We start from the raw sequence: 20,187 nt of genomic DNA, 5'->3' as shown, positions 1-20,187 counted from the left end.
TTACCCGCGCGTCACCCGATCTCCATCCGGTTCGCCCGGCCCGACCGCGGCGCAAGTGCTGGCACACTAAGCCGCCTCTCGGAAGGCCGGCCCACTCGCGCAGGGCGAAACCGCTCGGAGGAAGAGCCCCACCATGACCATGGCCCCTCAGGACCAGAAGACGTCCGGCATCACCGTTCCGGACCACGCACTCTCCGAAGTCTGTGTCCAGGCACCGGGTTCCGGCCCGGGCTTCTGGACCGGCGCCCCCAGCGTGTGTTTCCAGGACGGCACGTTCTGGCTGGCCTACCGGGTCAGGAGACCGGTGGACGCCGGCCGCGGGGTGGCGGTCACGCTCGCCCGCAGCCAGGACGGGGTGCACTTCGAGACCGTGGCCTCGGTCGACCGGGACATCTTCGGTGCCGCGTCGCTGGAGCGCCCGGCCCTGCTGCCCACCGGTGACGGCGGGTGGCGGCTGTACCTGAGCTGCTCCACGCCGAACTCCAAGCACTGGTGGATCGAGGCGCTGGACGCGGACGAGGTGGCCGGTCTGCCCACCGGCAAGCGCACGGTGGTGCTGCCCGGCGACGACCTGACCGGGGTCAAGGACCCGGTGGTGCTGCGTGACGAGAACGGCTGGCGGATGTGGGTGTGCTGCCACCCGCTGGACGACCCGGACGCCACGGACCGGATGAGCACCCGCTACGCGACCAGCCAGGACGGCCTGACCTGGGAGGTCGGGCCAGTGGCGATGGCCGGGCGCCCGGGGACCTGGGACGCCCGGGGCGCCCGGGTCACGGCGGTGGTCCCGCGGGGCGATCGTCTGGTCGCGTACTACGACGGCCGGGCCTCGGCCGAGGAGAACTGGTACGAGCGCACCGGGGTGGCCGAGGGAGCTGCCCCCGGGACGTCGTTCACCGCCGTCGGCGACCGCCCGGTCGCGCAGTCGCCGCACGGCGACCACGCCCTGCGCTACCTCGACGTGGTCGATCTGCCGGACGGGTCCCGCCGGCTGTACTACGAGGCGGCCCTGCCCGACGGCTCGCACGACCTGCGCACCGAATGGGTGACGACGTGAGCCCTCGCTTTATGTCACCGGGTGCAGAATCCGTGGCACCGGGTGCACTATGGAGGGGTGACAGTTGAGCTCTCCACCACCCGGTCGATCGTCCGTAGCTGGGAACTGACCCAGCTACGGCCGCATCACCACGCACACTGGGCCGCCCTGCGGGCGGTCATCTCGGTGGGAGCACCGGTCGCGGTCGTCCTCGCCCTGGGCCGGGGCGACCTGGCGCTGTTCGCCAGCTTCGGCGCCTTCAACAGCCTGTACGCGCGGCACTCGGTCTACGGCTCACGGCTGCGCATGCAGACCGAGGCCGGGCTGATGATGATCTGCACCGTCACCCTGGGCGTGGTGGTCGCGGCGATCGGCGGCACCTGGCTGGCGATCGCCGCGACCGCCGCGGTCAGCGTCGGTGGCTACCTGCTCTCCCGCTGGGCGCAGTGGGCCCCGCCGGGCTCGCTGTTCCCGGTGTTCGCCGTCGGGGCCTGCGCCTCCCACCACCAGTCGTGGGGCACGGTGCCGGTGGCGCTCGCCGTCAGCGCCGCCGCCGCGGCCTTCGCGGTGCTCGTGGGCCAGTCCGGAAAACTGTTCCCGGCCGGGCGTCATCGCGACAAGCACCCGCACGCGGTGCGGCTGTCACGGGCCGAGCTGCTCGGCGCCCAGGGAGTGCGCGGCGACCTGATCGCCTACGCGGCGGGCCCGGTGATCGCCGGCACGATCGCGGCCGCGGCCGGCGGCGCGCACCCGTACTGGGCGATGGTCTCCGCCGTCGCCCCGCTCACCGGCCCCAGCAGCACGCACCGGGTGGCCCGGGCGATGCACCGGATCTGGGGGACGGCGGCCGGCGTCGTGCTCAGCCTGGTCATCCTCTCGTTCGACCCGGGCGTGGTGCCCACCCTCGTCATCGCGCTGCTCGCCCAGGCCTGGGCCGAGCTGTTCGTGATGCGCAACTACGGTGTGGCCGTCATCGGCATCACCCCGCTCGCCCTGCTCATGCAGCATCTGGCCGTGCGCAGCGACCCGCTCGCCACCAGCACCGACCGCCTGGTCGAGACCGCCCTGGGACTGGCCGTCGCGATCGTGCTGATTCTGCTGACCCGGCCCCGGGCCACCGGCTGAACCGTCGGGTTCAGCTCTCGCTGGGTGCGAACTGCCCCCGCGAGGTGGTGCCCATCCAGTCCGAGAAGGACTGCCCGGCAAGCTCGTTGAGCAGAGCGTTGTCTTCGCGGTAGGCCTCGACCAGACGCATCCGCACGGCCTGGTCGAGCACCGGGCGCCGCGCGTCCCCCTTCTGCAACAACCTGAGCAGCGGTTCCCCGGCACGCCGCCACACCTGCGGCGGGGCGTAGGCACCGGCCGCCGCCCCGGCTCGCACCACCCGCGACAGCACCGCGGTACGGCGCGACGGCTCGACGTAGGGGCGGGAGTTCTCCCGGGCCGGCTGCTCCACCCGCCCCGGCTCCACCCCCAGGAACGCGCACACCTTGTCGAGCGCCGTGTCGGGCGTCTCGACCAGGTCGCGGTAGCGCAGTACGTGCACCTGGTCGCGGCCGAACAGCTCGGTCAGGTCGCGCAGCTGCTCGCCGTACAGCCCGAGCCGGCGGTAGTGCCAGAACGGCGCCCAGCCGGCCGCCACCCGCTCGTCCTCGGCGGCCCAGGCCCGGGCGAAGTCACCGATCGGCTCCAGCCCGTCGGACCACAGGTGCATCCAGTTCGAGTACGCCCGGTCGATCGGATCCCTCAGCACCACCAGCAGTTTCGCGTGCGGCACGTCGGCGCGGAGGCGCCGCTGGGCCAGCCGGTCGTAGAGGTAGAACGGCGTGCTCTCACCCTTCAGCGTGCCCGGGGGCGCCACGTCGAACAGCGCCTCGTACTCACCGCGCCGCCACACCCACTCCCGCGCGCTGTGCGCGTCGCCGGGACCGCGCTGCCCCGAGCGCCGGGGCGGCCCGCCGTCGCACAGGTAGAACTTCGGCTCCTTCACCGCCGACAGGTACAGCTGCGGATGCTGGGCCAGGGCCGCGTGCAACGCCGTGGTCCCGGCCTTCGGCGCGCCGAGCAGAAAGAAGTCTGGCAGGGCCATCGATGCCTCCGAGATCAGGATTGCGAGAAATTCTAGACCAATCCGATAGAGTTACTTGAAGTGGAGCCGTACGAGTGCTTCACTCGATCTCATGGCTAGTTGTTTTTCATAACTGATCTGGGTAAATGGCGCCCTGTCACGACGCGCGAGCGTCGCGGCCCGTGCGCCGCGGGGCTGTTCCTGCTGATCTACGCGACCGGAGCTTTTCAATGTTGACCTCACCGGGGCCAGATGCCAATCGAGGCGACCACTCCCAGACCGGGCTGGTGGTGCGGCTCAGCGTGCCCGGCACGCCGGCCGACGCCCGACGCGGCGCACGAGAGGTGACGGGCGACGGGCAGGGTCCGCGGGCACAGCATCAGCCCGGCCCCGACCTGCGCGGCATCGCCCGCGCGGTGGAAGACCTGGTGCACGCGGTGGCGCCCGACGTGATCACCAGCGTGGAGATCGAGCTGCGTGAGCCGGGCCGGCCGGCCGGCCTCGGGCAGGGCGGCCCGAAGCCCGCCGGTACCAACGGCGCAGTCGTCGGCCGGCGCTGGGCGCCGCTCGACGACGAGGCCGGAAAGCGGCCGCTCGCACCGGTTCCGGCCGAGAGCCCGCGCGACCCGGCGGAGCCGTTCGACGTCGACACCACCCGCCGCACCCTGGCACTCGACGGCGACCCGGTCGAGCTGACCCGCCGCGAGTTCGACCTGCTCGCCTTCCTGGAGCGGCACCGGGGTCAGGCCCTCGGCCGCGACGAGCTGATGCGCGCCGTGTGGCACACCGGTTACATCTCCGGCGACCGCACCATCGACGTGCACGTGCGCCGGCTGCGGGTGAAACTCGGCCGCCACGCCGACCGCCTGGTCACGCTGCGCGGCTACGGCTACCGGCTCGACTGACCGGACTCAGGACCGCCCGGCGCGGGGCTTCGGCTGGCACTTCGGACAGAAGAACGAAGACCGGTTCATGAAGCTCTCGCGCCGGATCTGCGTCCCGCACCGGTGGCAGGCCTCGCCCTCGCGCCCGTAGGCGTCGAGACCCCGCTCGAAATAACCGCTCTGGCCGTTCACGTCGACGTACAGGCTGTCGAAGCTGGTGCCGCCCTGAGCCAGCGCCTCGCGCATCACGTTCTGCACGTCGGCCAGCAGCCGGTTCAGCGTGGGGCGGTTCAGCTTGTCGGTGGGCCGGTCGTAGTGCAGCCGGGCCCGCCACAGCGCCTCGTCGGCGTAGATGTTGCCGATGCCCGAGATCAGCGTCTGGTCGAGAAGTGCTCGCTTGAGCCCGGTCTCGCGTCGCTTCAGCCGGGCCGCGAGCAGGTCGGTGTCGAGCGCCGGGTCCAGGGCGTCCCGCGCGATGTGCGCCACGGGCTGCGGGAGCAGCGCCTCACCGGCGCCGTACTCCCCCTGCACCGGGCCCTCCCCGGCAGGTTCCTCGGGCAGTCCGGTGGGCACCTCGTCGTCGGGCACCCCGCCCAGCCCGCCGGGCCCGCCGTCGGGCGTCTTCACCATGCCCACCACGGCCAGCCCGCCGAACATGCGCTGGTCCACGAACCGCAGCTCCCGGCCGCTGCCGCCGGTCAGCCCGAGCCGGACCCGGAGATGCTTCTCGTCCGGGGCGTCCGGGGCCTCCAGCAGCAGCTGGCCGCTCATGCCGAGGTGGGCGAGCAACGCCTCACCGGAGTCGAGGGTGAGCCAGAGAAACTTGCCGCGGCGCACCGCGTCCAGCACGGTGACGCCGCTCAGACGGCTCACGAAGTCGTCGATACCGGCCTCGTGGCGGCGTACCGGCCGCGGGTGCAGCACCTCGACGTCGTCGATGGTGGTGCCGGTCACCCAGCGGGCCAGGCCACGCCGCACCACCTCGACCTCGGGCAGCTCAGGCACGAATCAGTCCTCTGAGGACGGGTTCTCGGGGTCTTCCGAGGCCGCCTTCTCCTCCTGCGCCGCGCGAGCGGCACGGTCGGCGGTCAGACGGCCGAAGGCGGCTGCCGCAGCCTCCTGCTCGGCCTCCTTCTTGCTGCGCCCGCTGCCGTTGCCCCGGCTGATGCCCTGCACCAGAGCCGCGGCGTGGAAGATCTTGGCGTGGTCGGGGCCTTCCTCGGTGACCGAGTACTCCGGCACCCCGAGGCCCTCCACCGCGGTGAGTTCCTGAAGACTGGTCTTCCAGTCCAGCCCGGCGCCGAGTTCCGCGCTGGTCTCCAGCAGCGGGTCGACCAGCCGGTGCACGAGCTCGCCCGCGAGGTCCATGCCGGACTCGAGGTAGACCGCGCCGATCAGGGCCTCGACCGTGTCGGCGAGGATGGACGACTTGTCGCGCCCACCACTGGCCTCCTCACCCCGGCCGAGCATCAGGTACTCGCCCAGGCCGAGACGGCGGCCGACACCGGCCAGCGCGCGCATGTTGACGACGGCGGCCCGCAGCTTGGCCAGCTGCCCTTCGGGCAGCGTGGGATGACTGCGGTAGAGGGCCGAGGTGACGACCAGGCCCAGCACGGAGTCGCCCAGGAACTCCAGCCGCTCGTTCGTCGGCAGCCCGCCGTTCTCGTACGCGTACGAGCGGTGGGTCAGCGCCTTGAACAGCAGCCCATGACTGACCTGGACACCGAGGACCTCGACAAGCCTTGCGTGCTTGGCGAGAGCCTCGGCATCCAGGCCGGCTGACGATGCGTCGTCTGGGTCAGTAGTCACAGCGAAGTGGGCTTCCTGACCTGAGAGGGAGATGGACTCCTCGTCAGACGCATGCCCGGCCGTCATGCTCAGACTCAGAGGTCCTTGACCTTGCGACCCTTGTACTCCAGGTACAGCGGGGTGCCGGCGGAGTCGGTGACGACCTTCGCCTGGTGCGGCCGGGAGTAGGTGGTGGTGCCACCCGACGTCGTGGTGGTGAGCGCCGTCGGCGTCGCCTTCCACTGCGCCCGGCGGGACCGCGTGTTGCTGCGGGACATCTTCCGCTTCGGAACGGCCACGCCTTCAGCTCTCCTTCGTATCGTCCGGGGCACCCACTGCGGGTGAACCGGATGCTTGGTTCGGCATCCCATCGGTCAGGATGCCCTGAAGTGCCGACCAGCGGGGGTCGGCCACCTCGTGCTTGTGGTCCGGGTCGTCTGCCAGGTGCGCACCGCACTCGGAGCACAGGCCCGGGCAGTCCTCCCGGCAGACCGGCTGGAACGGCAGGTCGGACACTATCGCGTCACGCATCGCCGACTCGAGGTCGATCAGCTCGTCCACGAGTTCCTGACGGTCTTCCTCCTCGTCCTCGGCCACCCGGTTCTCCGGGTAACTGAAGAGCTCAGAGATCGAAACGTCGAGATCCAGCCGAACCTCGTCGAGGCAACGGATGCACTCACCCACCGCCTCGGCCGAGATCTTGCCGCTGACCAGCACGCCTTCCATCACCGCCTCGAGCCGGAGATCCAGCTCGACGTCGGAGCCCTCGGGGACGCCGATCACTTCGGTGCCCAGCTCAGCCGGCGCCGGCACGGTGCGCTGCACCTTCCGCATCATGCCCGGCCGCCTGCCGAGTTCTCTCGTGTCGAGAACATAGGGCGATCGGGCGTTCAGACGGATGGCGCACTCCTCACACGGACCAGCAGGCTGGTGGACACTAAGACCAGCGAGCAAGGTTACTCGAGGTCGCGGGCTTATCCCAAACCGGAACGCTCGGCGGCCCGTTCCACGGCGGTCAGGTCGAGCACCCGTTTCTCCGGCCCGGTGGCCAGACCGCTCCCGACGCCCGCCGGTATCCGCTCGTACTCCAGCTCGTCGGGGTGGCGTGCGGGCCCACGGGTGGACGGCGAGGGCGTGAGCCCGTCACCCCCGTGCCCCGGTGGCGCGCCCTCCGGCCGCACCGGGTCGTGGATCACCGGATCGGCCGCCCCCGGATCACCGCCCTGCCGGTCCTGATCCCCCCGGGCATCGCCCTGAGTGTCGTGCTCCGCGGCCTCCGGGCCGGAGCCGGCCGGGTCCACGGGACCGGCGGGGAGAGCCCTGACGGCCCCTGCGTCGTCCTCAAGTTCCTGGTCGTAGGCCTCCTGGCCGGTGTCGGCCGGCTGCTGCGCCCAGGCGTCGCGCTCCCGCTGACGCTCCACCGCCTGCTCGTGCTCGGCCTGCACGTCGTACCCCTGCGGGTCGGCGTCGTCCGGCAGCGGCTCCAGATGGTCCAGCTCACTGCGCTCCCGCAGCCGGTCCCGGCCGCGCCGCACCTGCCCGAGACTGCGGTTGAGCGTCTCCTCCAGCGCGCCCAGCCGGTTGTCGCAGTACAGATCGCACTCGCGCAGCAACCGGGCGGCCTCGGCCCGGGCCGCGTCGAGGATCTGCTCCGAGCGTGCCTCGGCACTCGCCACCAGCGCGCTCTCCGTGATCATCTGTTCGGCGTCGGCCTGCGCCTGGGCCAGCAGCTCCTCCGCCTCGGACTCGGCGCGGGAGATCACCTCCTGGTGCGCCACCAGCAGCTCGGCCGCCTGGTCCAGCTCGACCGGCAGCTCGGCCCGGGCGCGTTCCACCAGGGCCAGCATCTCGGCGCGGTTCACCATGCAGGACGCCGAGAGCGGGACCGAAGACGCCCGCTCGACCATTGCGCCCATTGCATCCAAGGTTCGGCGAAGACTCACCGAAGACCTCCCTCCACGCTTTCGGTCCGATGCGTGGGGAAGCGGCAAAAGGCACTCAGCGCAACTCAAGAGTCACGGAGAGCTTTAACCTAACGCATCGGGCTGACCGTTTTCAGTCTGACCAACCCGCCCGACTCGTTCCAGGAGGCGCGCCAGGACATGGTCCGGGACAAGTCCGGACACGTCGCCCCCATGCGTCGCAACCTCTTTGATCAAACTACTCGAAACATGCTCGAATCTGGGCTCTCCGGACAGGAATACCGTCTCGATCCCGGACAGATGCCGGTTCATCAGGGCCATCGGCAGTTCGTAGGCGAAATCGGTGCCGCCGCGCAGCCCTTTGACCACCGCCACGGCCTGCACCCGGCGGCAGAAGTCGACCAGCAGGCCGCCGTCCACCGGCATCACCGTGACCTGCGGCAGGTCGGTCAGGCTCTGCTTGATCAGCCCGACCCGCTCGGGAACGGTGAACATCGACCTCTTCGACGGGTTGCCGGCCACCGCCACGATCACCTCGTCGAACAGGACGGTCGCCCGCCGGATCACGTCGAGATGACCGTTGGTCACCGGGTCGAAACTGCCGGGGCACACGCAACGACGAGTCACCCGCACGACGCTACCGGGCAGGGCCCGGTGCGCTCACCGGTCACCCGGTGCCCTTGATCACCCCTTGGCGCCCCTCGATCACCCGCCGGCCACCCCTCAGCCACCTGGCCGGTGCCCCCGAAAGCCCCCGGCAGAGCACGACGGTCTCTCAAGAGCTTCAGGACGACGAGGGCTCCGGGTCCCACACCGCCTGCCAGATCGTCGTCTCGCCGTAGCGGCGTTCCTTCTCCCGGTGCAGCCCGGCCGGCCAGCGCGGTTCCGGCGACCGGCGGCTGCGCTCCACCACCACGGTGGCGTCGGGCGCCAGCCAGCCCCGGCCGGCCAGGGACGCCAGCAGGGACGCCAGCTCGTCCTCGTCCAGCGGGTACGGCGGGTCGGCGAACACCAGGCCGGCGGCCAGGGCCGGGCGGCCGTCGAGGTACTTCTGCACGGGCGAGTGCACCACCGCGACATCGGAGAGACCGAGCGTGGCCACGTTCTTGCGGGCGGCGTCGACAGCCGGTTTTCCGGCGTCCACCAGCACCCCCTGGGTGGCCCCGCGGCTCATCGCCTCCAGGCCGAGGGCGCCGGAACCGCAGAACAGGTCGAGCACGGGCACCCCCCGCACCAGGTCACGAGCGTCGAGCGACCCGAACAGGGCCTCCCGCACGCGTTCGCTGGTGGGGCGGGTGGCGCCGCCCCTGGGCACCACCAGCCGGCGGCCACCGGCGACGCCGGACACGATCCTGCTCATCACTAACCCCGATCCAGGAAGGCCGCGCGGTCGGAACCGACCCACGGTCGCAGTGCGGCCACCAGCTGCGGATGGGCCCGCAGCCGCACGTCTTCGTCGAGCAGCTCGGTGGCCGCGGCCCGGGCCTCCACGATGACCTTCTCGTCGCGCAGCACCCGCAGCAGCTTCAGCGAGGAGTTCAGGCCGGACTGCTTCGAGCCCAGCACGTCTCCCTCACGGCGGGTCTCCAGGTCGATGCGAGCCAGCTCGAAGCCGTCGCGGGTGCTCTCCACCGCCCGCAACCGGTCCAGCGAGGGCCCCTGCCCGGCCTCGGTGAGCAGCAGGCAGACGCCCGCCGCCGCGCCCCGGCCGACCCGGCCGCGCAGCTGGTGCAGCTGCGACACCCCGAACCGGTCGGCATCGGTGATCACCATCGCGGTGGCGTTCGGCACGTCCACACCGACCTCGATCACCGTGGTGGCGACCAGCACGTGCACCTCGTTGGCGGAGAACCGGCGCATCACCTCCTCCCGCTCGTCCGCGGGCATCCGGCCGTGCAGCATCTCGATCACCAGGCCGTCCAGCTCCGGCTGGACCCGCAGGGCCGCCAGCACGTCGATCGCGGCGGCGGCCGGGCGCTTCTCGTCGCCGAGCTTCAGCTCGAGCCGGTCGTCGTCCACCGGGTCGACGTCGTCCTCGGACTCGTCCTCGCCGATCCGGGCGCAGACCACGTAGGCCTGGTGCCCGGCCCGGCACTCCTCCGCCACCCGCTGCCAGGTACGGCTGAGCCAGCGCTCGTCGCGCACCGGCACCACGTGGGTCTGGATCTCGCTGCGCCCGGCCGGGAGCTGGTCGAGCACCGACGTCTCCAGGTCGCCGAACACCGTCATGGCGACCGTGCGCGGGATCGGCGTGGCGGTCATCACCAGCAGGTGCGGGGTGTTCTTCCCCTTCTGCCGCAACGCGTCACGCTGCTCCACGCCGAACCGGTGCTGCTCGTCGACCACCACCAGGCCCAGGTCGGAGAACTGCACGGTGTCCTGGATGAGGGCGTGGGTGCCGACCACGATGCCGGCGTCGCCGGAGGCCACCTCCAGCAGCGCCTTGCGCCGGGTGGCCGTGTTCATCGAGCCGGTGAGCAGCGTGACCCGGGTGCCCCGGTCGTCGCCGCCGAGCATGCCGCCCGCGGCCAGGTCGCCGAGCATCGCGCTGATCGAGCGGTGGTGCTGCACGGCGAGCACCTCGGTGGGGGCCAGCAGCGCGGCCTGGCCGCCGGAGTCGACCACCCGGGCCATCGCCCGCAGCGCCACCAGCGTCTTGCCCGAGCCGACCTCGCCCTGGAGCAGCCGGTGCATCGGGTGTTCCTGCGACAGGTCGGCGGCGATCTCGTCGCCCACCTTCTTCTGCCCCTCGGTCAGCTCGAACGGCAGCCGCTCGTCGAGGGCGTCGAGAAACCCGCCGGGCACGTGGTCGCGCGGGGTGGCCTGCTGCTGCCGGTCGGTGGCCTTGCGCCAGACCAGCAGGGTCTGGAGCACGAACGCCTCCTCGAACTTCAGCCGCCGCTGCGCCGCCGCCAGCTGGGCCCGGTCGCCGGGGGCGTGGATCTGCCGCAGTGCCGAGCTCAGGCCGATCAGGCCGAGTTTCGCCCGGACCCGGTCCGGCACCGGGTCGGGCAGGTCTTTCGGCAGCGTGTCGAGCACCGGGCGGATCGAGTTACGGATGAGCGTGGAACCGACCTTGCCGGTGGCCGGGTAGATCGGCAGCGGCATGACCAGGCGCTGCTGGATCTCGTCCTCGGTCATCTGCGACTCGTCGTCGAGCAGCTCGTACATCGGCTGGGCCAGCTGCTTGCGGTTCTGGTAGCGCGACACCTTGCCGCTGAACAGCGCCCGCCGGCCGACGGTGAGCTCTTTCTGCGGCTTGAACACGTTGTTGAAGAACGTCAGGTCGAGCGAGCCGTGCCCGTCGGTGACCTCGACGGTCATGATCTTGCTGCGCCGGGTCTTCATCTCGCGCACGCTGACCTTGCGCACCTCGGCGACCAGGCTGACCGGCACGTCCTCGGGCAGCGAGTCGATCGGGGTGAGCTCGCCCAGCTCCATGTAGCGGCGCGGGTAGTGCCGCAGCAGGTCGTTGACCGTCTCCAGACCGAGCTCGCGCTCCAGCACCTTGGCGGTGCGGCTGCCGAGCACCTTGGTCAGCGACTCCCTGAGACGTTCCGGCATCGATTCGTCCGGCCCCGCTGTCGCCACCGAGCGCTCACCCCTGACTGTTCCTCGAGATCACTCCACCCCGATCAGGAGCGGGTACCGGGGCTGACCGCCGTCCACGACGTTCACCTCCAGTCCCCGGCCGAGACCGCGGGCGTGCGCCGCCACCGAGCGGGCAAGGGCATCATGCCCCCCGGCACCGACAACGATGGTGACCAGCTCCCCGCCGGAGGCCAGCAACCGGTCCAGGACCTCGACGGCGACGGCGGTCAGGTCGTCGCCGAGCACCGCGAAGTCACCGTCGACCACCCCGAGCGCGTCCCCGATCCTGCACTCCCCCGCGCTGGTGAGTCCATTCCGGGCGGCCACGGTGACGGCGCCGTCGCGGGCCCCGCCGGCCGCGGCCGACATCGACACCACGTCGTCGTCGAACCGGCGGTGCGGGTCGTGCACCGCGGCGGCGGCCAGTCCCTGCACCTGGGCCCGGGTCGGCACCACGGTCACCCGCACGCCCTCGGTGCGGGCCGAGGCGGCGGCGATGCGGGCGACGCTGAGCGTGTCCGCGTCGTTCGGCAGCACGGCCACGTCGCTCGCCCCGGTGCGGCGGATCGCGGCGAGCACCGCGGCGGTCGAGGGACGGCGCCCGGGGCCGCCGGCCACCACCGTCGCCCCCGTGCTCTCGAACAGGGCGGCGAGACCGGGCCCGGCGGCGCAGGCCACCAGGCCGTTCGTGCGGGTGCGGGATTCCGCCGGGGCCGGGCCGGGAGCGCCCGGGCCGAGATGGGTGATGCGGATCCGGTGCGGGTGCCCGGCCCCGAGCGCGCGTTCCACGGCCGCACCGGCGTCCTCCACGTGCACATGGACCTGCCACAGGTCCGGTCCGCCCACGATCACCAGCGAGTCGCCGAGCCGGTCCAGCCCGGTGCGCAGCTCGTCCACCAGGGCGTCACCGCGCTCCGGATCGGTGTCGAGCAGAAACATCACCTCGTACAGCTGCGGGCCGGGCCGCGTGGGGACGGCGAACACCTCGTCCTGCCCTGGCTCCGGTGCCTCGGCGTGCGCGCAGTGACCGAGTGACAGGGGCGGTGTGGCCGCCGGGCCGGTCGCCGGGTGGGACCGGTCGTGCGCGCCGGGCCCGGACGGGCCCCCGGTTCTGCGGCCGTGCCGGTCGCCGGCCCCCCGCCGCAGCACCGGCACCCCGATCGCCGGGGTGGCCGGGGCCACCGGCACCGGGCCGAGGCAGGCCGCGAAGTCGAGGGCGGGCAGATTGGCCGGACGCCGACGGCGGTGCTGACGGTGCCGGCGGTGCGGGTGCCGGCCGGCCAGCACCACCTCGGCCAGGGTGTCGAGCAGAACCACCAGACCGCGGCCACCGGCGTCCACCACACCGGCCGCGGCCAGCGCCGGCAGCTGCACCGGGGTGCGGGCCAGGGCCAGCCGGGCCGCCTCGGCGGCGGCGCTGATCACCGTGTCCAGGTCACCGTCGCAGTCCGGGCCCGCCGCCTCCCGCGCGGCCAGCGCCGCGGCCCGGCTGACCGACAGCATCGTGCCCTCGACCGGGAGGTGCACGGCCTTCCAGGCCTGCTCGTCGGCCCGCCGGAAGCACTCGACGGCGGTGCGGGTGGTGAGTTCGCTGTGCGTGGCGAGCACCTGGGCCCAGCCGCGCAGCAGCTGCGCGCCGATCACGCCGGAGTTGCCCCGGGCCCCCAGCAGCGCGCCCCGGGCGAAGGCGTCGGCCACCTCGGCCACCGGCGCGTGCGGGGGCAGGGTCTGCGCCGCGGCGACCGCGGCCTCCAGGGTCAGGTACATGTTGGTGCCGGTGTCGCCGTCCGGCACCGGGAACACGTTGAGGGCGTCGATCTCCTCGCGGGCGTCGGCGAGCGCCCCCAGCGCGGTCAGCGCCCAGCGCCGCGCGGCCGGAGGATCGAGAACGTTCAGCACCTCAGCCCTCCCTCACCACCGGAACCGGATCGGACACCATTCGCCGGACAGTATCCGCCGCCCCGGCCCACCGGCCATTCATGCGCCGTTCATCCGACTACGCCACTTTCCGCCCTTCCTGGTCACCCGGCGAACGCGGACCGACACGGCGCCGGTTTGGGAAGCGCGACAGGGTTCGGCTACTCTGCTCGGGAGCGTGGTAGGCCATCGCTGCCTGCGGCTGCCGACCAGCGCCGGGCATGCAGAGAACGACCGCCCGCAAGAAGCATTCAGTTCAATGACCCCAGGAGATCACCGTGGCCGCCAACTGCGACGTCTGCAAGAAGGGACCGGGCTTCGGCTTCAGCGTCTCCCACTCGCACCGCCGGACGAAGCGCCGCTGGAACCCGAACATCCAGCGCGTCCGCACCACCGTGGGCGGCACGCCGCAGCGGATCAACGTCTGCACCTCCTGCCTGAAGGCGGGCAAGGTCAGCCGCTGACTCCCCACTCCGACGACCGCCGGGCGTTCCCACCAGGGAGCCCGGCGGTCGTCGTTTTGCCCCGGCAGCAGACGGGTTCGGCTCACCCGATCGAGTGAATCCCGCGAGCCGGGCCGCCCGGGGTGGGCGACCCGAGAGCCGGATCCCTCGGAGGCGAGCCGGCCGGGGTGGGACCGCGTACGCGCAGGACCCACCCCGGGTCGCCCAGAAGCCGGTCAGCTCCAGTGCCGCCAGCCGCCCTCACCGGTGAACGGGCGTCCTCCCAGCCACACGCCCGGCTCCCCGGACCGCACCCGGCCGATCACGCCGAACGCCGCGGGCACCACGGCCGAGGGCGGGAAACAGGCCAGCAGGGCGTGGTCCTCACCACCGGTGAGCACCCAGTCCCGCGGGTCGGGCTCCGGCTCGGAGCCCGCGGCCGACCCGAGCACCGAGGCCGCCCGCAACAGGTCGGCCGAGGGGCGCAGGGCGTCCGGATCGAGGTCGAGCACCGCCCCGGAGGCCCTGGCCACACGCAGTGCGTCACGCACCAGGCCGTCGCTGGTGTCGATCATCGCGCTCGCCCCGGCCAGCGCCGCCTCCACCCCGGCCGGGTAGGGCGGCACCGGGGCGCGGTGCTCGCGCACGAGCGCGGCCAGCACCGGGTCCTCGACGTCCCGCAGCCCCGCCCGCAACAGTGCCCAGCCGGCCGCCGAGCGTCCGCTGCCGGGTGTCACCGCGATCAGGTCGCCGGGCCGGGCCCCCGACCGCAGCACCGCGCGGGGAACCGCGAGAGTGCCCAGCGCGGTGCCGGTGACGGCGATCTCCGCACCCGACGACACGTCTCCCCCGGCCACCACCGCCCCGGCCCGGGAACATTCGGCCGCCAGACCGTCCGCGAGCGAGTTGGCCCACCCCGCCGGGACATCTGCGGGAGTGGTCAGACTCACGAGAAGTGTGTGAGGCCTGCCACCCATGGCCGCGACATCCGCGAAGTTCTGCGCCGCCACCTTGATCCCGATGTCACGGGCTGTCGACCAGTGCCGCAGAAAGTCCTGACCCTCGACAATCGTGTCGGTGCAGGCGATCAGCGGCCCGGCCAGGCTTCCGGTCAGGTCCAGAACTGCTGCGTCGTCACCCGGGCCGACCGTGAGCCAGGGCGCGGAAGGGTAACGATCGATGACACCGGAAACGAGGGCGTCCTCACCCAGAGTGCCGATCGTCGGACCGAAACGTTCCGGTTCACCCCCGGACGTCGCTAAATCCATACCCAACCTTCAGTCTCGATCCGGCGAACCCTCTGCTGCGCCAGTCGATCGACACGGTAGCGTGACCGCCCAATGTCTGAGTCGGCCCGCACCGTGGAGCCTCTGGAGACCCTCAGGCAGTTCGGACAGGAGAAACACGTGGTGGTGCAGGCTTACATCTTGATCCAGACCGAGGTCGGGCGCTCGACGTCCATCGTCACGGAGATCGCTCAGATCCCTGGCGTGACCTTGGCCGAGGACGTCACGGGTCCCTATGACGTCATCGCCCGGATCGAGGCGCCCTCCGTCGACGAGCTCGGCCAGGGTGTGATCGCGAAGATCCAGGACGTGAAGGGCATTACCCGCACGCTCACCTGCACCGTTGTGAAGATGTGAGCTGATGCGCCGCGTCCTGCGTGACATCGGGCAGATCAGGGTCCGGCCTCGGCGCCGGGCCCTGATCGCTGTGCCCGTGGCTCTCGGGGCGGCCGTGGTGCTGGCGGCCTGCGGCTCGGGATCGGCAACAGGGGACGGCGAAGAGGCCGCTGCCCTCACCCCCGGTCCCGATGCCGCCGACGCCGCCTGCACCGACCTGCTCGACCGGCTGCCCGCGACGGTGCTGTCGCTGGCCCGCGACACCGGTGAGCAGCCCCGGGGCATCGCCCGCTGGGGCGACCCGGCGATCTCGCTGAGCTGCGGGGCGACCCCGACCGGCCCGACCACCGACGAGTGCATCGAGGTGGACGACGTCTCCTGGGTGTTCACCGAGAGCGACGACAGCTACAACTTTCTCACCTACGGCCGTGACCCGGCCGTGCTGGTGCGGGTGCCGAGCTCGGTGGAGCGTTCCTCCGCCACCGGCGCCCTGGCCGACCTGAACGACGCGGTGGCCGAGCTCGACACCACCGAACGCCGTTGCTACGACGTCACCGACACCGTTCCCGGCAGCAGCGCGACCACGGCCACGAACTGACGAGGGCCGGTCCCGGACATCCGGAACCGGCCCCTGGGGCGGTATTCGGTCAGCGCAGGCCGGTGGGACGGGCCAGAGCGGTCCGGATCAGCCGGTCGATCAGCTCCGGGTAGTCCAGGCCGGTCGCGGCCCACATCCGCGGGTACATCGACGAGCTGGTGAAGCCCGGCATCGTGTTGATCTCGTTCACCACCACGCTGCCGTCGGCCAGCACGAAGAAGTCGACGCGGGCCAGGCCCTCGCAGTTCATCGCCTCGAAGGTGCGCACCGACAGCTCGCGCACCCGGTCCAGCACGTCGGCGGGCAGATCGGCCGGGCAGGACAGCTTGGTGGTGCCGTCCAGGTACTTGGCCTCGAAGTCGTAGAAGTCGTGACCCCCGACGAACTCGATCTCACCGGGCAGACTGGTGGCGACACTCCCGTCGGACGACTGGAGCACCGCGCACTCGATCTCCCGGCCGACCACCGACGCCTCGATCACCAGCTTGCGGTCGTGCTGCAACGCCTCGGCGATCGCGGCGTCGAGCCCCTCCGGGCCGTCCACCTTGCTGATGCCGACGCTGGAACCGGCCCGGGCCGGCTTCACGAACACCGGCCAGCCGAGCTCCTCCACGTCGTCGCGCACGCCGTCCGGGTCGTGCTGCCACTGACCGGGCCGCACCACCAGGTACTCGCCGATCGGCAGGCCGGAACCCTTCAGCATGACCTTCATCACGGCCTTGTCCATGCTCGCCGCGGAGGCCAGCACCCCGGCGCCGACGTAGCGCACGTCGGTCAGCTCGAGCAGGCCCTGCAACGTGCCGTCCTCACCGAACGGGCCGTGCAGCAGCGGGAACACCACGTCGACCTGACCCAGCTCGCGCGGCACCTGGCCGTGCTCCAGCACCTGGAGCGTCGAGTCGGTGGTCTGCACGGGGGCGATGACGCCGGGGCCGTCGCCGTCCTTCACCTCGGGCAGCACGCCGGCGGTGATCGCCCAGCGGTCCGGGTCGTCGGCGGCCAGCACCCAGCGGCCGGTGCGGGTCACCCCGATCGGGATCACCTCGTAGGCGTCCCGGTCGATGGCGCCCAGCACCGACGAGGCGGTGGCACAGCTGACCGCGTGCTCGCTCGAGCGCCCGCCGAAGAGCACGGCCACCCGCGGCTTGCGAGGGGCCGGGTTTTCCGAATCCGTGGCACCCACGGGCAGGATTGCGTCCATGACCGGCGAGAGTACCGGTCCCGGAGCCCTGCGATCCGCGCCGAGTCCCGCACCGGGGAACCCTCCCGGGCGACAACTACGCTGTGCGTATGAGCGACTCCTCGCACACCGGGCCGGCGCCGGCGACGGTCGTGGTCACCGCGGGCCGGCCGCCGGCCGGCCCGAACCAGCCGATGAACGTGCCGGTGGTGCTCACCTCCACCTACACCGCCTCCGACTTCGCCCTCCAGCCGGGCGATCTGGGCTACGGCCGCTGGTCCAACCCGACCTGGACCGCGCTGGAGGAGACGCTCGGAACCCTGGAGGGCGGCCGGGGGCTGGCGTTCGCCTCCGGCATGGCGGCGATCTCGGCGGTGCTCGGGCTGGTGCCCCAGGGCGGCACCGTGGTGATCCCCGACGCGCCCTACTCCGGAACCGCCCAGCTGGCGGGTGAACTCGCCCGGACCGGCCGGCTGGGCGTGCGCGCGGTGCCGGTGGCCGACACCGCGGCCGTGGTGGCGGCGCTCGACGGTGCCGACCTGATCGTGCTGGAGAGCCCGACGAATCCGCTCATGGACGTCGCGGACCTGCGGGCGATCCTCGCCGCCGCGCGCGAACGCGACGTGCTGACCGCGGTCGACAACACCTTCGCGACTCCCCTTTTGCAGCAACCCCTGTCACTCGGCGCGCACCTGGTGGTGCACTCCGCGACGAAGTACCTGAGCGGTCACTCCGACGTCCTGCTCGGCATCGTTGTCACCGAGACCGGTGAGGACGACGAGCTTTTCGGCCGGTTGCACGGGCACCGCACGCTGAACGGCGCGATCCCGGGACCGATGGAGGCCTGGCTGGCGCTGCGCGGGGTGCGCACCCTGGCCCTGCGGGTGGAGCGGGCGAGCGCCAACGCGGCCGAGCTGGCCCGGCGCCTGACCACCCATCCGGCCGTCTCCCGGGTGCGGTACCCGGGCCTGCCCGGCGATCCCGGTCACGAGCTGGCCCGCTCGCAGATGCGGGGTTTCGGCGCGATGCTGTCGTTCGAGCTGCGCGGGGACGCCGAGCAGGCGGAGCGGGTCGGGGCCGCCGCCCGGCTGTGGGTGAACGCCACCAGCCTGGGTGGGGTGGAGTCGACACTGGAGCGACGGCGCCGGCAGAGCGCCGAATCGCCCCTGGTGCCGGAGTCACTCATCCGGCTGTCCACCGGCATCGAAGACGTCGAGGACCTGTGGGCCGACCTGTCGCAGGCCCTCGACGCCGCGGTGAAGAAGGACTGAGGATCAGGCGAACTCGGACTTGCGGCGCCGGGAGAGCAGGCTCTGGGCCAGTTCCGAGAGCGGCAGCTCGCCGCGCACCACGCCGGTGACGGCCTCGGTGATCGGCATGTCCACGCCGTGGGCGCGGGCCAGGTCGAGGATCGGGCCCGCGCTCTTCACACCCTCCGCGGTGCGGTTGGTGATGGCGATGACCTCGTCCACGCTCATGCCCCGGCCCAGGTGCACGCCGAACGAGCGGTTGCGCGACAACGGCGAGGCGCAGGTGGCCACCAGGTCGCCCATCCCGGCCAGGCCGGCGAAGGTGGCCGGCTCGGCGCCGAGAGCCACCCCCAGGCGGGTGATCTCGGCCAGGCCACGGGTGATGATCGAGGCCTTCGAGTTGTCGCCCAGGCCCATCCCCTCGACCATGCCCACGGCCAGGGCGATCGCGTTCTTCACCGCTCCGGACAGTTCCACGCCGATCACGTCGTGGTTGGTGTAGGGCCGGAAGTAGGGCGCGTAGCAGGCCGCGGCGACCAGCTCGGCGGAGGCGTGGTCGGTGCAGGCGACGACGGTGGCGGTCGGCTGCCGGGCGGCGATCTCGGCGGCCAGGTTGGGACCGGAGACCACGACGTTGCGCTCGGGGCCGATCTCCAGCACCTCGCCGATCACCTCGCTCATCCGCCGCAGGGTGCCGTCCTCAACGCCTTTCATCAGGCTCACGGTCACCGCGGACGGCCCGATCAGCGGCTTCCACGCGGCCAGGTTCGTGCGCAGCGTCTGCGAGGGAACCGCGAGGACGACGATGTCCGCGCGCTCCAGCGCGGCCGCCGGGTCGGGGGTCGCCGTGATCGACACCGGCAGGTCGAGTCCCGGCAGGTAGTCCGGGTTCTGGTGGCGCAGGGCGATGTCAGCGCAGACCTCGGCGCGACGGCCCCACATCGTCACCTCGGCGCCGGCATCGGCGAGAACCATGGCGAAAGTGGTGCCCCACGATCCGGTGCCCATCACCGCGACGCGACTCATTCTTCTGACCTCTTCCGCTTGTCTGACTTCGGGTTCGGGTTGCCGTACTGCGGTTTCCCGCCGGTTCTGGGGTCGTGACGCCGCGCGGGCGCCGGTTCGCCGCGGATCTGCGCGAGCATCGCGGTCAGCTCGTCCATCACCTGCTCGGTGGCCTCGGCCAGCAGGGCGGCGGTGAGCGGCCGCCCGGCCCACCGGGCGAGATCGACCGGCGGGCCGGCGACCACGGTGACGGTGTGCCGGGGAAACACGTGCAGGCGTTTTCCGTACGGCGGGTAGATCTCGTGAGCTCCCCACTGCGCGATCGGGATCAGCGGGGCCCCGGTCTCCAGGGCCACCCGCACGGCGCCGGTCCGGCCCCGCATCGGCCACAGGTCCGGGTCGCGGGTGAGGGTGCCCTCCGGGAAGAACGAGACGCAGTCACCTTCCCGGACCGCCTGCACCGCGGAGAAGTAGGCTGCTCCGGCGTCACCCGTGCCACGGTGCACGGGGATCTGCCGGGCGCCGCGCACCACCCGGCCGAGCAGGGGCACCCGGAACACGCTCTCCTTGGCCATGAAGCGGGGCAGCCGCCCGGCCTCGTACACGAAGTGCGCGAAGGTGAACGGATCGAGTTGGGAGACGTGGTTGGCCACCGTGACCACGCCACCGGTGGCCGGAAGATTTTCTGCGCCCCGCCAGTTCGTCTTCGTCAGCACCAGCAGGATCGGCTTGAGCACGATCACGGCAAAGCGGTACGCGGGCCCGATCCTCCGCCACCTCACCCGGGTTCCACCTTTCCGTATCGAGAGCACCGCGCAACAGCAGCAACGGCACGACGCCATCAGACCATCTTGCCGTCAACCGGCCCAGCCCCGCCCGTCAG

At 72.0% G+C, this 20,187-nt stretch carries 21 protein-coding genes; 7 read left to right on the top strand and 14 right to left on the bottom strand.

Annotated elements, in window-relative coordinates:
* Positions 1-133 precede the first annotated feature (133 nt).
* Both KIH74_RS12700 and KIH74_RS37660 read left to right on the top strand, forming a co-directional pair.
* Positions 134-1,057 carry a hypothetical protein gene (locus KIH74_RS12700; RefSeq protein ID WP_214156077.1) on the top strand — a complete coding sequence of 308 codons (924 nt, stop codon included), beginning with the start codon at positions 134-136 and terminating at the stop codon, positions 1,055-1,057.
* A 57-nt stretch (positions 1,058-1,114) separates the two neighbouring features.
* Positions 1,115-2,161 carry an FUSC family protein gene (locus KIH74_RS37660; protein WP_214156076.1) on the top strand — a complete coding sequence of 349 codons (1,047 nt, stop codon included), beginning with the start codon at positions 1,115-1,117 and terminating at the stop codon, positions 2,159-2,161.
* A 10-nt stretch (positions 2,162-2,171) separates the two neighbouring features.
* Here the strand turns inward: KIH74_RS37660 and KIH74_RS12690 are convergent, their stop codons facing one another.
* Positions 2,172-3,125 carry a sulfotransferase family protein gene (locus KIH74_RS12690; RefSeq protein WP_214156075.1) on the bottom strand — a complete coding sequence of 318 codons (954 nt, stop codon included), beginning with the start codon at positions 3,123-3,125 and terminating at the stop codon, positions 2,172-2,174.
* Between the two features lie 209 nt (positions 3,126-3,334).
* Here KIH74_RS12690 and KIH74_RS12685 point away from each other — a divergent pair, with 209 nt between their 5' ends.
* Positions 3,335-4,009, top strand: coding sequence for a winged helix-turn-helix domain-containing protein (locus tag KIH74_RS12685; RefSeq protein WP_214156074.1), 675 nt, complete (start codon positions 3,335-3,337; stop codon positions 4,007-4,009).
* 6 nt (positions 4,010-4,015) lie between these two features.
* Here KIH74_RS12685 and KIH74_RS12680 read toward each other — a convergent pair whose 3' ends face one another.
* The 9 genes from KIH74_RS12680 to KIH74_RS12640 all read right to left on the bottom strand — a co-directional run bounded on the left by KIH74_RS12680 (position 4,016) and on the right by KIH74_RS12640 (position 13,188).
* Positions 4,016-4,993, bottom strand: coding sequence for an Fpg/Nei family DNA glycosylase (locus KIH74_RS12680; protein WP_214156073.1), 978 nt, complete (start codon positions 4,991-4,993; stop codon positions 4,016-4,018).
* 3 nt (positions 4,994-4,996) lie between these two features.
* A complete protein-coding gene (gene rnc, locus KIH74_RS12675) occupies positions 4,997-5,797 on the bottom strand; it encodes a ribonuclease III (RefSeq protein ID WP_308113746.1) in 801 nt (266 codons plus the stop codon).
* A gap of 74 nt (positions 5,798-5,871) precedes the next feature.
* Positions 5,872-6,075 carry a 50S ribosomal protein L32 gene (gene rpmF / locus KIH74_RS12670; RefSeq protein WP_214156071.1) on the bottom strand — a complete coding sequence of 68 codons (204 nt, stop codon included), beginning with the start codon at positions 6,073-6,075 and terminating at the stop codon, positions 5,872-5,874.
* A 4-nt stretch (positions 6,076-6,079) separates the two neighbouring features.
* Entirely contained in the window at positions 6,080-6,613 is a 534-nt protein-coding gene (locus KIH74_RS12665) for a YceD family protein (protein ID WP_372492043.1), read from the bottom strand.
* Between the two features lie 137 nt (positions 6,614-6,750).
* Positions 6,751-7,692, bottom strand: a complete 942-nt coding sequence (locus KIH74_RS12660; RefSeq protein WP_214156069.1) for an ATP synthase subunit B family protein — start codon at positions 7,690-7,692, stop codon at positions 6,751-6,753.
* Positions 7,693-7,803: 111 nt separating this feature from the next.
* Positions 7,804-8,286, bottom strand: coding sequence for a pantetheine-phosphate adenylyltransferase (gene coaD / locus KIH74_RS12655; RefSeq protein ID WP_372492042.1), 483 nt, complete (start codon positions 8,284-8,286; stop codon positions 7,804-7,806).
* 196 nt (positions 8,287-8,482) lie between these two features.
* Positions 8,483-9,058: a 16S rRNA (guanine(966)-N(2))-methyltransferase RsmD gene (gene rsmD / locus KIH74_RS12650; protein WP_214156068.1), complete on the bottom strand. Its 576-nt coding sequence runs from the start codon at positions 9,056-9,058 to the stop codon at positions 8,483-8,485.
* A 2-nt stretch (positions 9,059-9,060) separates the two neighbouring features.
* A complete protein-coding gene (gene recG / locus KIH74_RS12645) occupies positions 9,061-11,262 on the bottom strand; it encodes an ATP-dependent DNA helicase RecG (protein ID WP_214156067.1) in 2,202 nt (733 codons plus the stop codon).
* Between the two features lie 57 nt (positions 11,263-11,319).
* Positions 11,320-13,188: a DAK2 domain-containing protein gene (locus tag KIH74_RS12640; protein WP_214156066.1), complete on the bottom strand. Its 1,869-nt coding sequence runs from the start codon at positions 13,186-13,188 to the stop codon at positions 11,320-11,322.
* A 296-nt stretch (positions 13,189-13,484) separates the two neighbouring features.
* On the opposite strand from KIH74_RS12640, the gene rpmB reads away from it, so the two are divergent.
* Positions 13,485-13,670 carry a 50S ribosomal protein L28 gene (gene rpmB / locus KIH74_RS12635; RefSeq protein ID WP_214156065.1) on the top strand — a complete coding sequence of 62 codons (186 nt, stop codon included), beginning with the start codon at positions 13,485-13,487 and terminating at the stop codon, positions 13,668-13,670.
* A gap of 215 nt (positions 13,671-13,885) precedes the next feature.
* On the opposite strand, the gene KIH74_RS12630 is transcribed toward rpmB, so the two are convergent.
* Positions 13,886-14,917, bottom strand: a complete 1,032-nt coding sequence (locus tag KIH74_RS12630) for a thiamine-phosphate kinase (RefSeq protein WP_214156064.1) — start codon at positions 14,915-14,917, stop codon at positions 13,886-13,888.
* A gap of 141 nt (positions 14,918-15,058) precedes the next feature.
* Between KIH74_RS12630 and KIH74_RS12625 the strand changes: the two genes are divergently transcribed.
* Both KIH74_RS12625 and KIH74_RS12620 read left to right on the top strand, forming a co-directional pair.
* Positions 15,059-15,292: an Lrp/AsnC family transcriptional regulator gene (locus KIH74_RS12625; RefSeq protein ID WP_052533867.1), complete on the top strand. Its 234-nt coding sequence runs from the start codon at positions 15,059-15,061 to the stop codon at positions 15,290-15,292.
* A 4-nt stretch (positions 15,293-15,296) separates the two neighbouring features.
* Positions 15,297-15,869 carry a DUF3515 family protein gene (locus tag KIH74_RS12620; RefSeq protein ID WP_214156063.1) on the top strand — a complete coding sequence of 191 codons (573 nt, stop codon included), beginning with the start codon at positions 15,297-15,299 and terminating at the stop codon, positions 15,867-15,869.
* Between the two features lie 49 nt (positions 15,870-15,918).
* Here the strand turns inward: KIH74_RS12620 and KIH74_RS12615 are convergent, their stop codons facing one another.
* Positions 15,919-17,070 (bottom strand): D-alanine--D-alanine ligase family protein, encoded by a 1,152-nt coding sequence (locus tag KIH74_RS12615; protein WP_214156062.1) that lies wholly within the window; start codon positions 17,068-17,070, stop codon positions 15,919-15,921.
* An 89-nt stretch (positions 17,071-17,159) separates the two neighbouring features.
* Between KIH74_RS12615 and KIH74_RS12610 the strand changes: the two genes are divergently transcribed.
* Positions 17,160-18,320 carry a trans-sulfuration enzyme family protein gene (locus tag KIH74_RS12610; protein ID WP_214156061.1) on the top strand — a complete coding sequence of 387 codons (1,161 nt, stop codon included), beginning with the start codon at positions 17,160-17,162 and terminating at the stop codon, positions 18,318-18,320.
* A 3-nt stretch (positions 18,321-18,323) separates the two neighbouring features.
* Here the strand turns inward: KIH74_RS12610 and KIH74_RS12605 are convergent, their stop codons facing one another.
* A complete protein-coding gene (locus KIH74_RS12605) occupies positions 18,324-19,325 on the bottom strand; it encodes an NAD(P)H-dependent glycerol-3-phosphate dehydrogenase (RefSeq protein ID WP_214156060.1) in 1,002 nt (333 codons plus the stop codon).
* The gene (locus KIH74_RS12600) at positions 19,322-20,047 is read right to left on the bottom strand and encodes a lysophospholipid acyltransferase family protein (RefSeq protein ID WP_214156059.1); all 726 of its coding nucleotides are present in this window, start codon (positions 20,045-20,047) and stop codon (positions 19,322-19,324) included. The genes KIH74_RS12605 and KIH74_RS12600 overlap by 4 nt, the downstream gene beginning before the upstream one ends.
* Positions 20,048-20,187: the final 140 nt, after the last annotated feature.

It is taken from the genome of Kineosporia corallincola (assembly GCF_018499875.1).
Lineage (GTDB): Bacteria > Actinomycetota > Actinomycetes > Actinomycetales > Kineosporiaceae > Kineosporia > Kineosporia corallincola.
This window is presented reverse-complemented; position numbering and strand designations above follow the sequence as displayed.

Bases quoted from the DNA above. Each gene is read 5' to 3' on its own strand.
- KIH74_RS12700 (WP_214156077.1), top strand. From the start codon at position 134: ATGACCATGGCCCCTCAGGACCAGAAGACGTCCGGCATCACCGTTCCG.
- rsmD (WP_214156068.1), bottom strand. From the start codon at position 9,058: ATGAGCAGGATCGTGTCCGGCGTCGCCGGTGGCCGCCGGCTGGTGGTG.
- KIH74_RS12685 (WP_214156074.1), top strand. From the start codon at position 3,335: ATGTTGACCTCACCGGGGCCAGATGCCAATCGAGGCGACCACTCCCAG.
- KIH74_RS12615 (WP_214156062.1), bottom strand. From the start codon at position 17,070: ATGGACGCAATCCTGCCCGTGGGTGCCACGGATTCGGAAAACCCGGCC.
- KIH74_RS12630 (WP_214156064.1), bottom strand. From the start codon at position 14,917: ATGGATTTAGCGACGTCCGGGGGTGAACCGGAACGTTTCGGTCCGACG.
- KIH74_RS12665 (WP_372492043.1), bottom strand. From the start codon at position 6,613: ATGATGCGGAAGGTGCAGCGCACCGTGCCGGCGCCGGCTGAGCTGGGC.
- KIH74_RS12620 (WP_214156063.1), top strand. From the start codon at position 15,297: ATGCGCCGCGTCCTGCGTGACATCGGGCAGATCAGGGTCCGGCCTCGG.
- recG (WP_214156067.1), bottom strand. From the start codon at position 11,262: ATGCCGGAACGTCTCAGGGAGTCGCTGACCAAGGTGCTCGGCAGCCGC.
- KIH74_RS12610 (WP_214156061.1), top strand. From the start codon at position 17,160: ATGAGCGACTCCTCGCACACCGGGCCGGCGCCGGCGACGGTCGTGGTC.
- KIH74_RS12690 (WP_214156075.1), bottom strand. From the start codon at position 3,125: ATGGCCCTGCCAGACTTCTTTCTGCTCGGCGCGCCGAAGGCCGGGACC.
- KIH74_RS12660 (WP_214156069.1), bottom strand. From the start codon at position 7,692: ATGGGCGCAATGGTCGAGCGGGCGTCTTCGGTCCCGCTCTCGGCGTCC.
- KIH74_RS12605 (WP_214156060.1), bottom strand. From the start codon at position 19,325: ATGAGTCGCGTCGCGGTGATGGGCACCGGATCGTGGGGCACCACTTTC.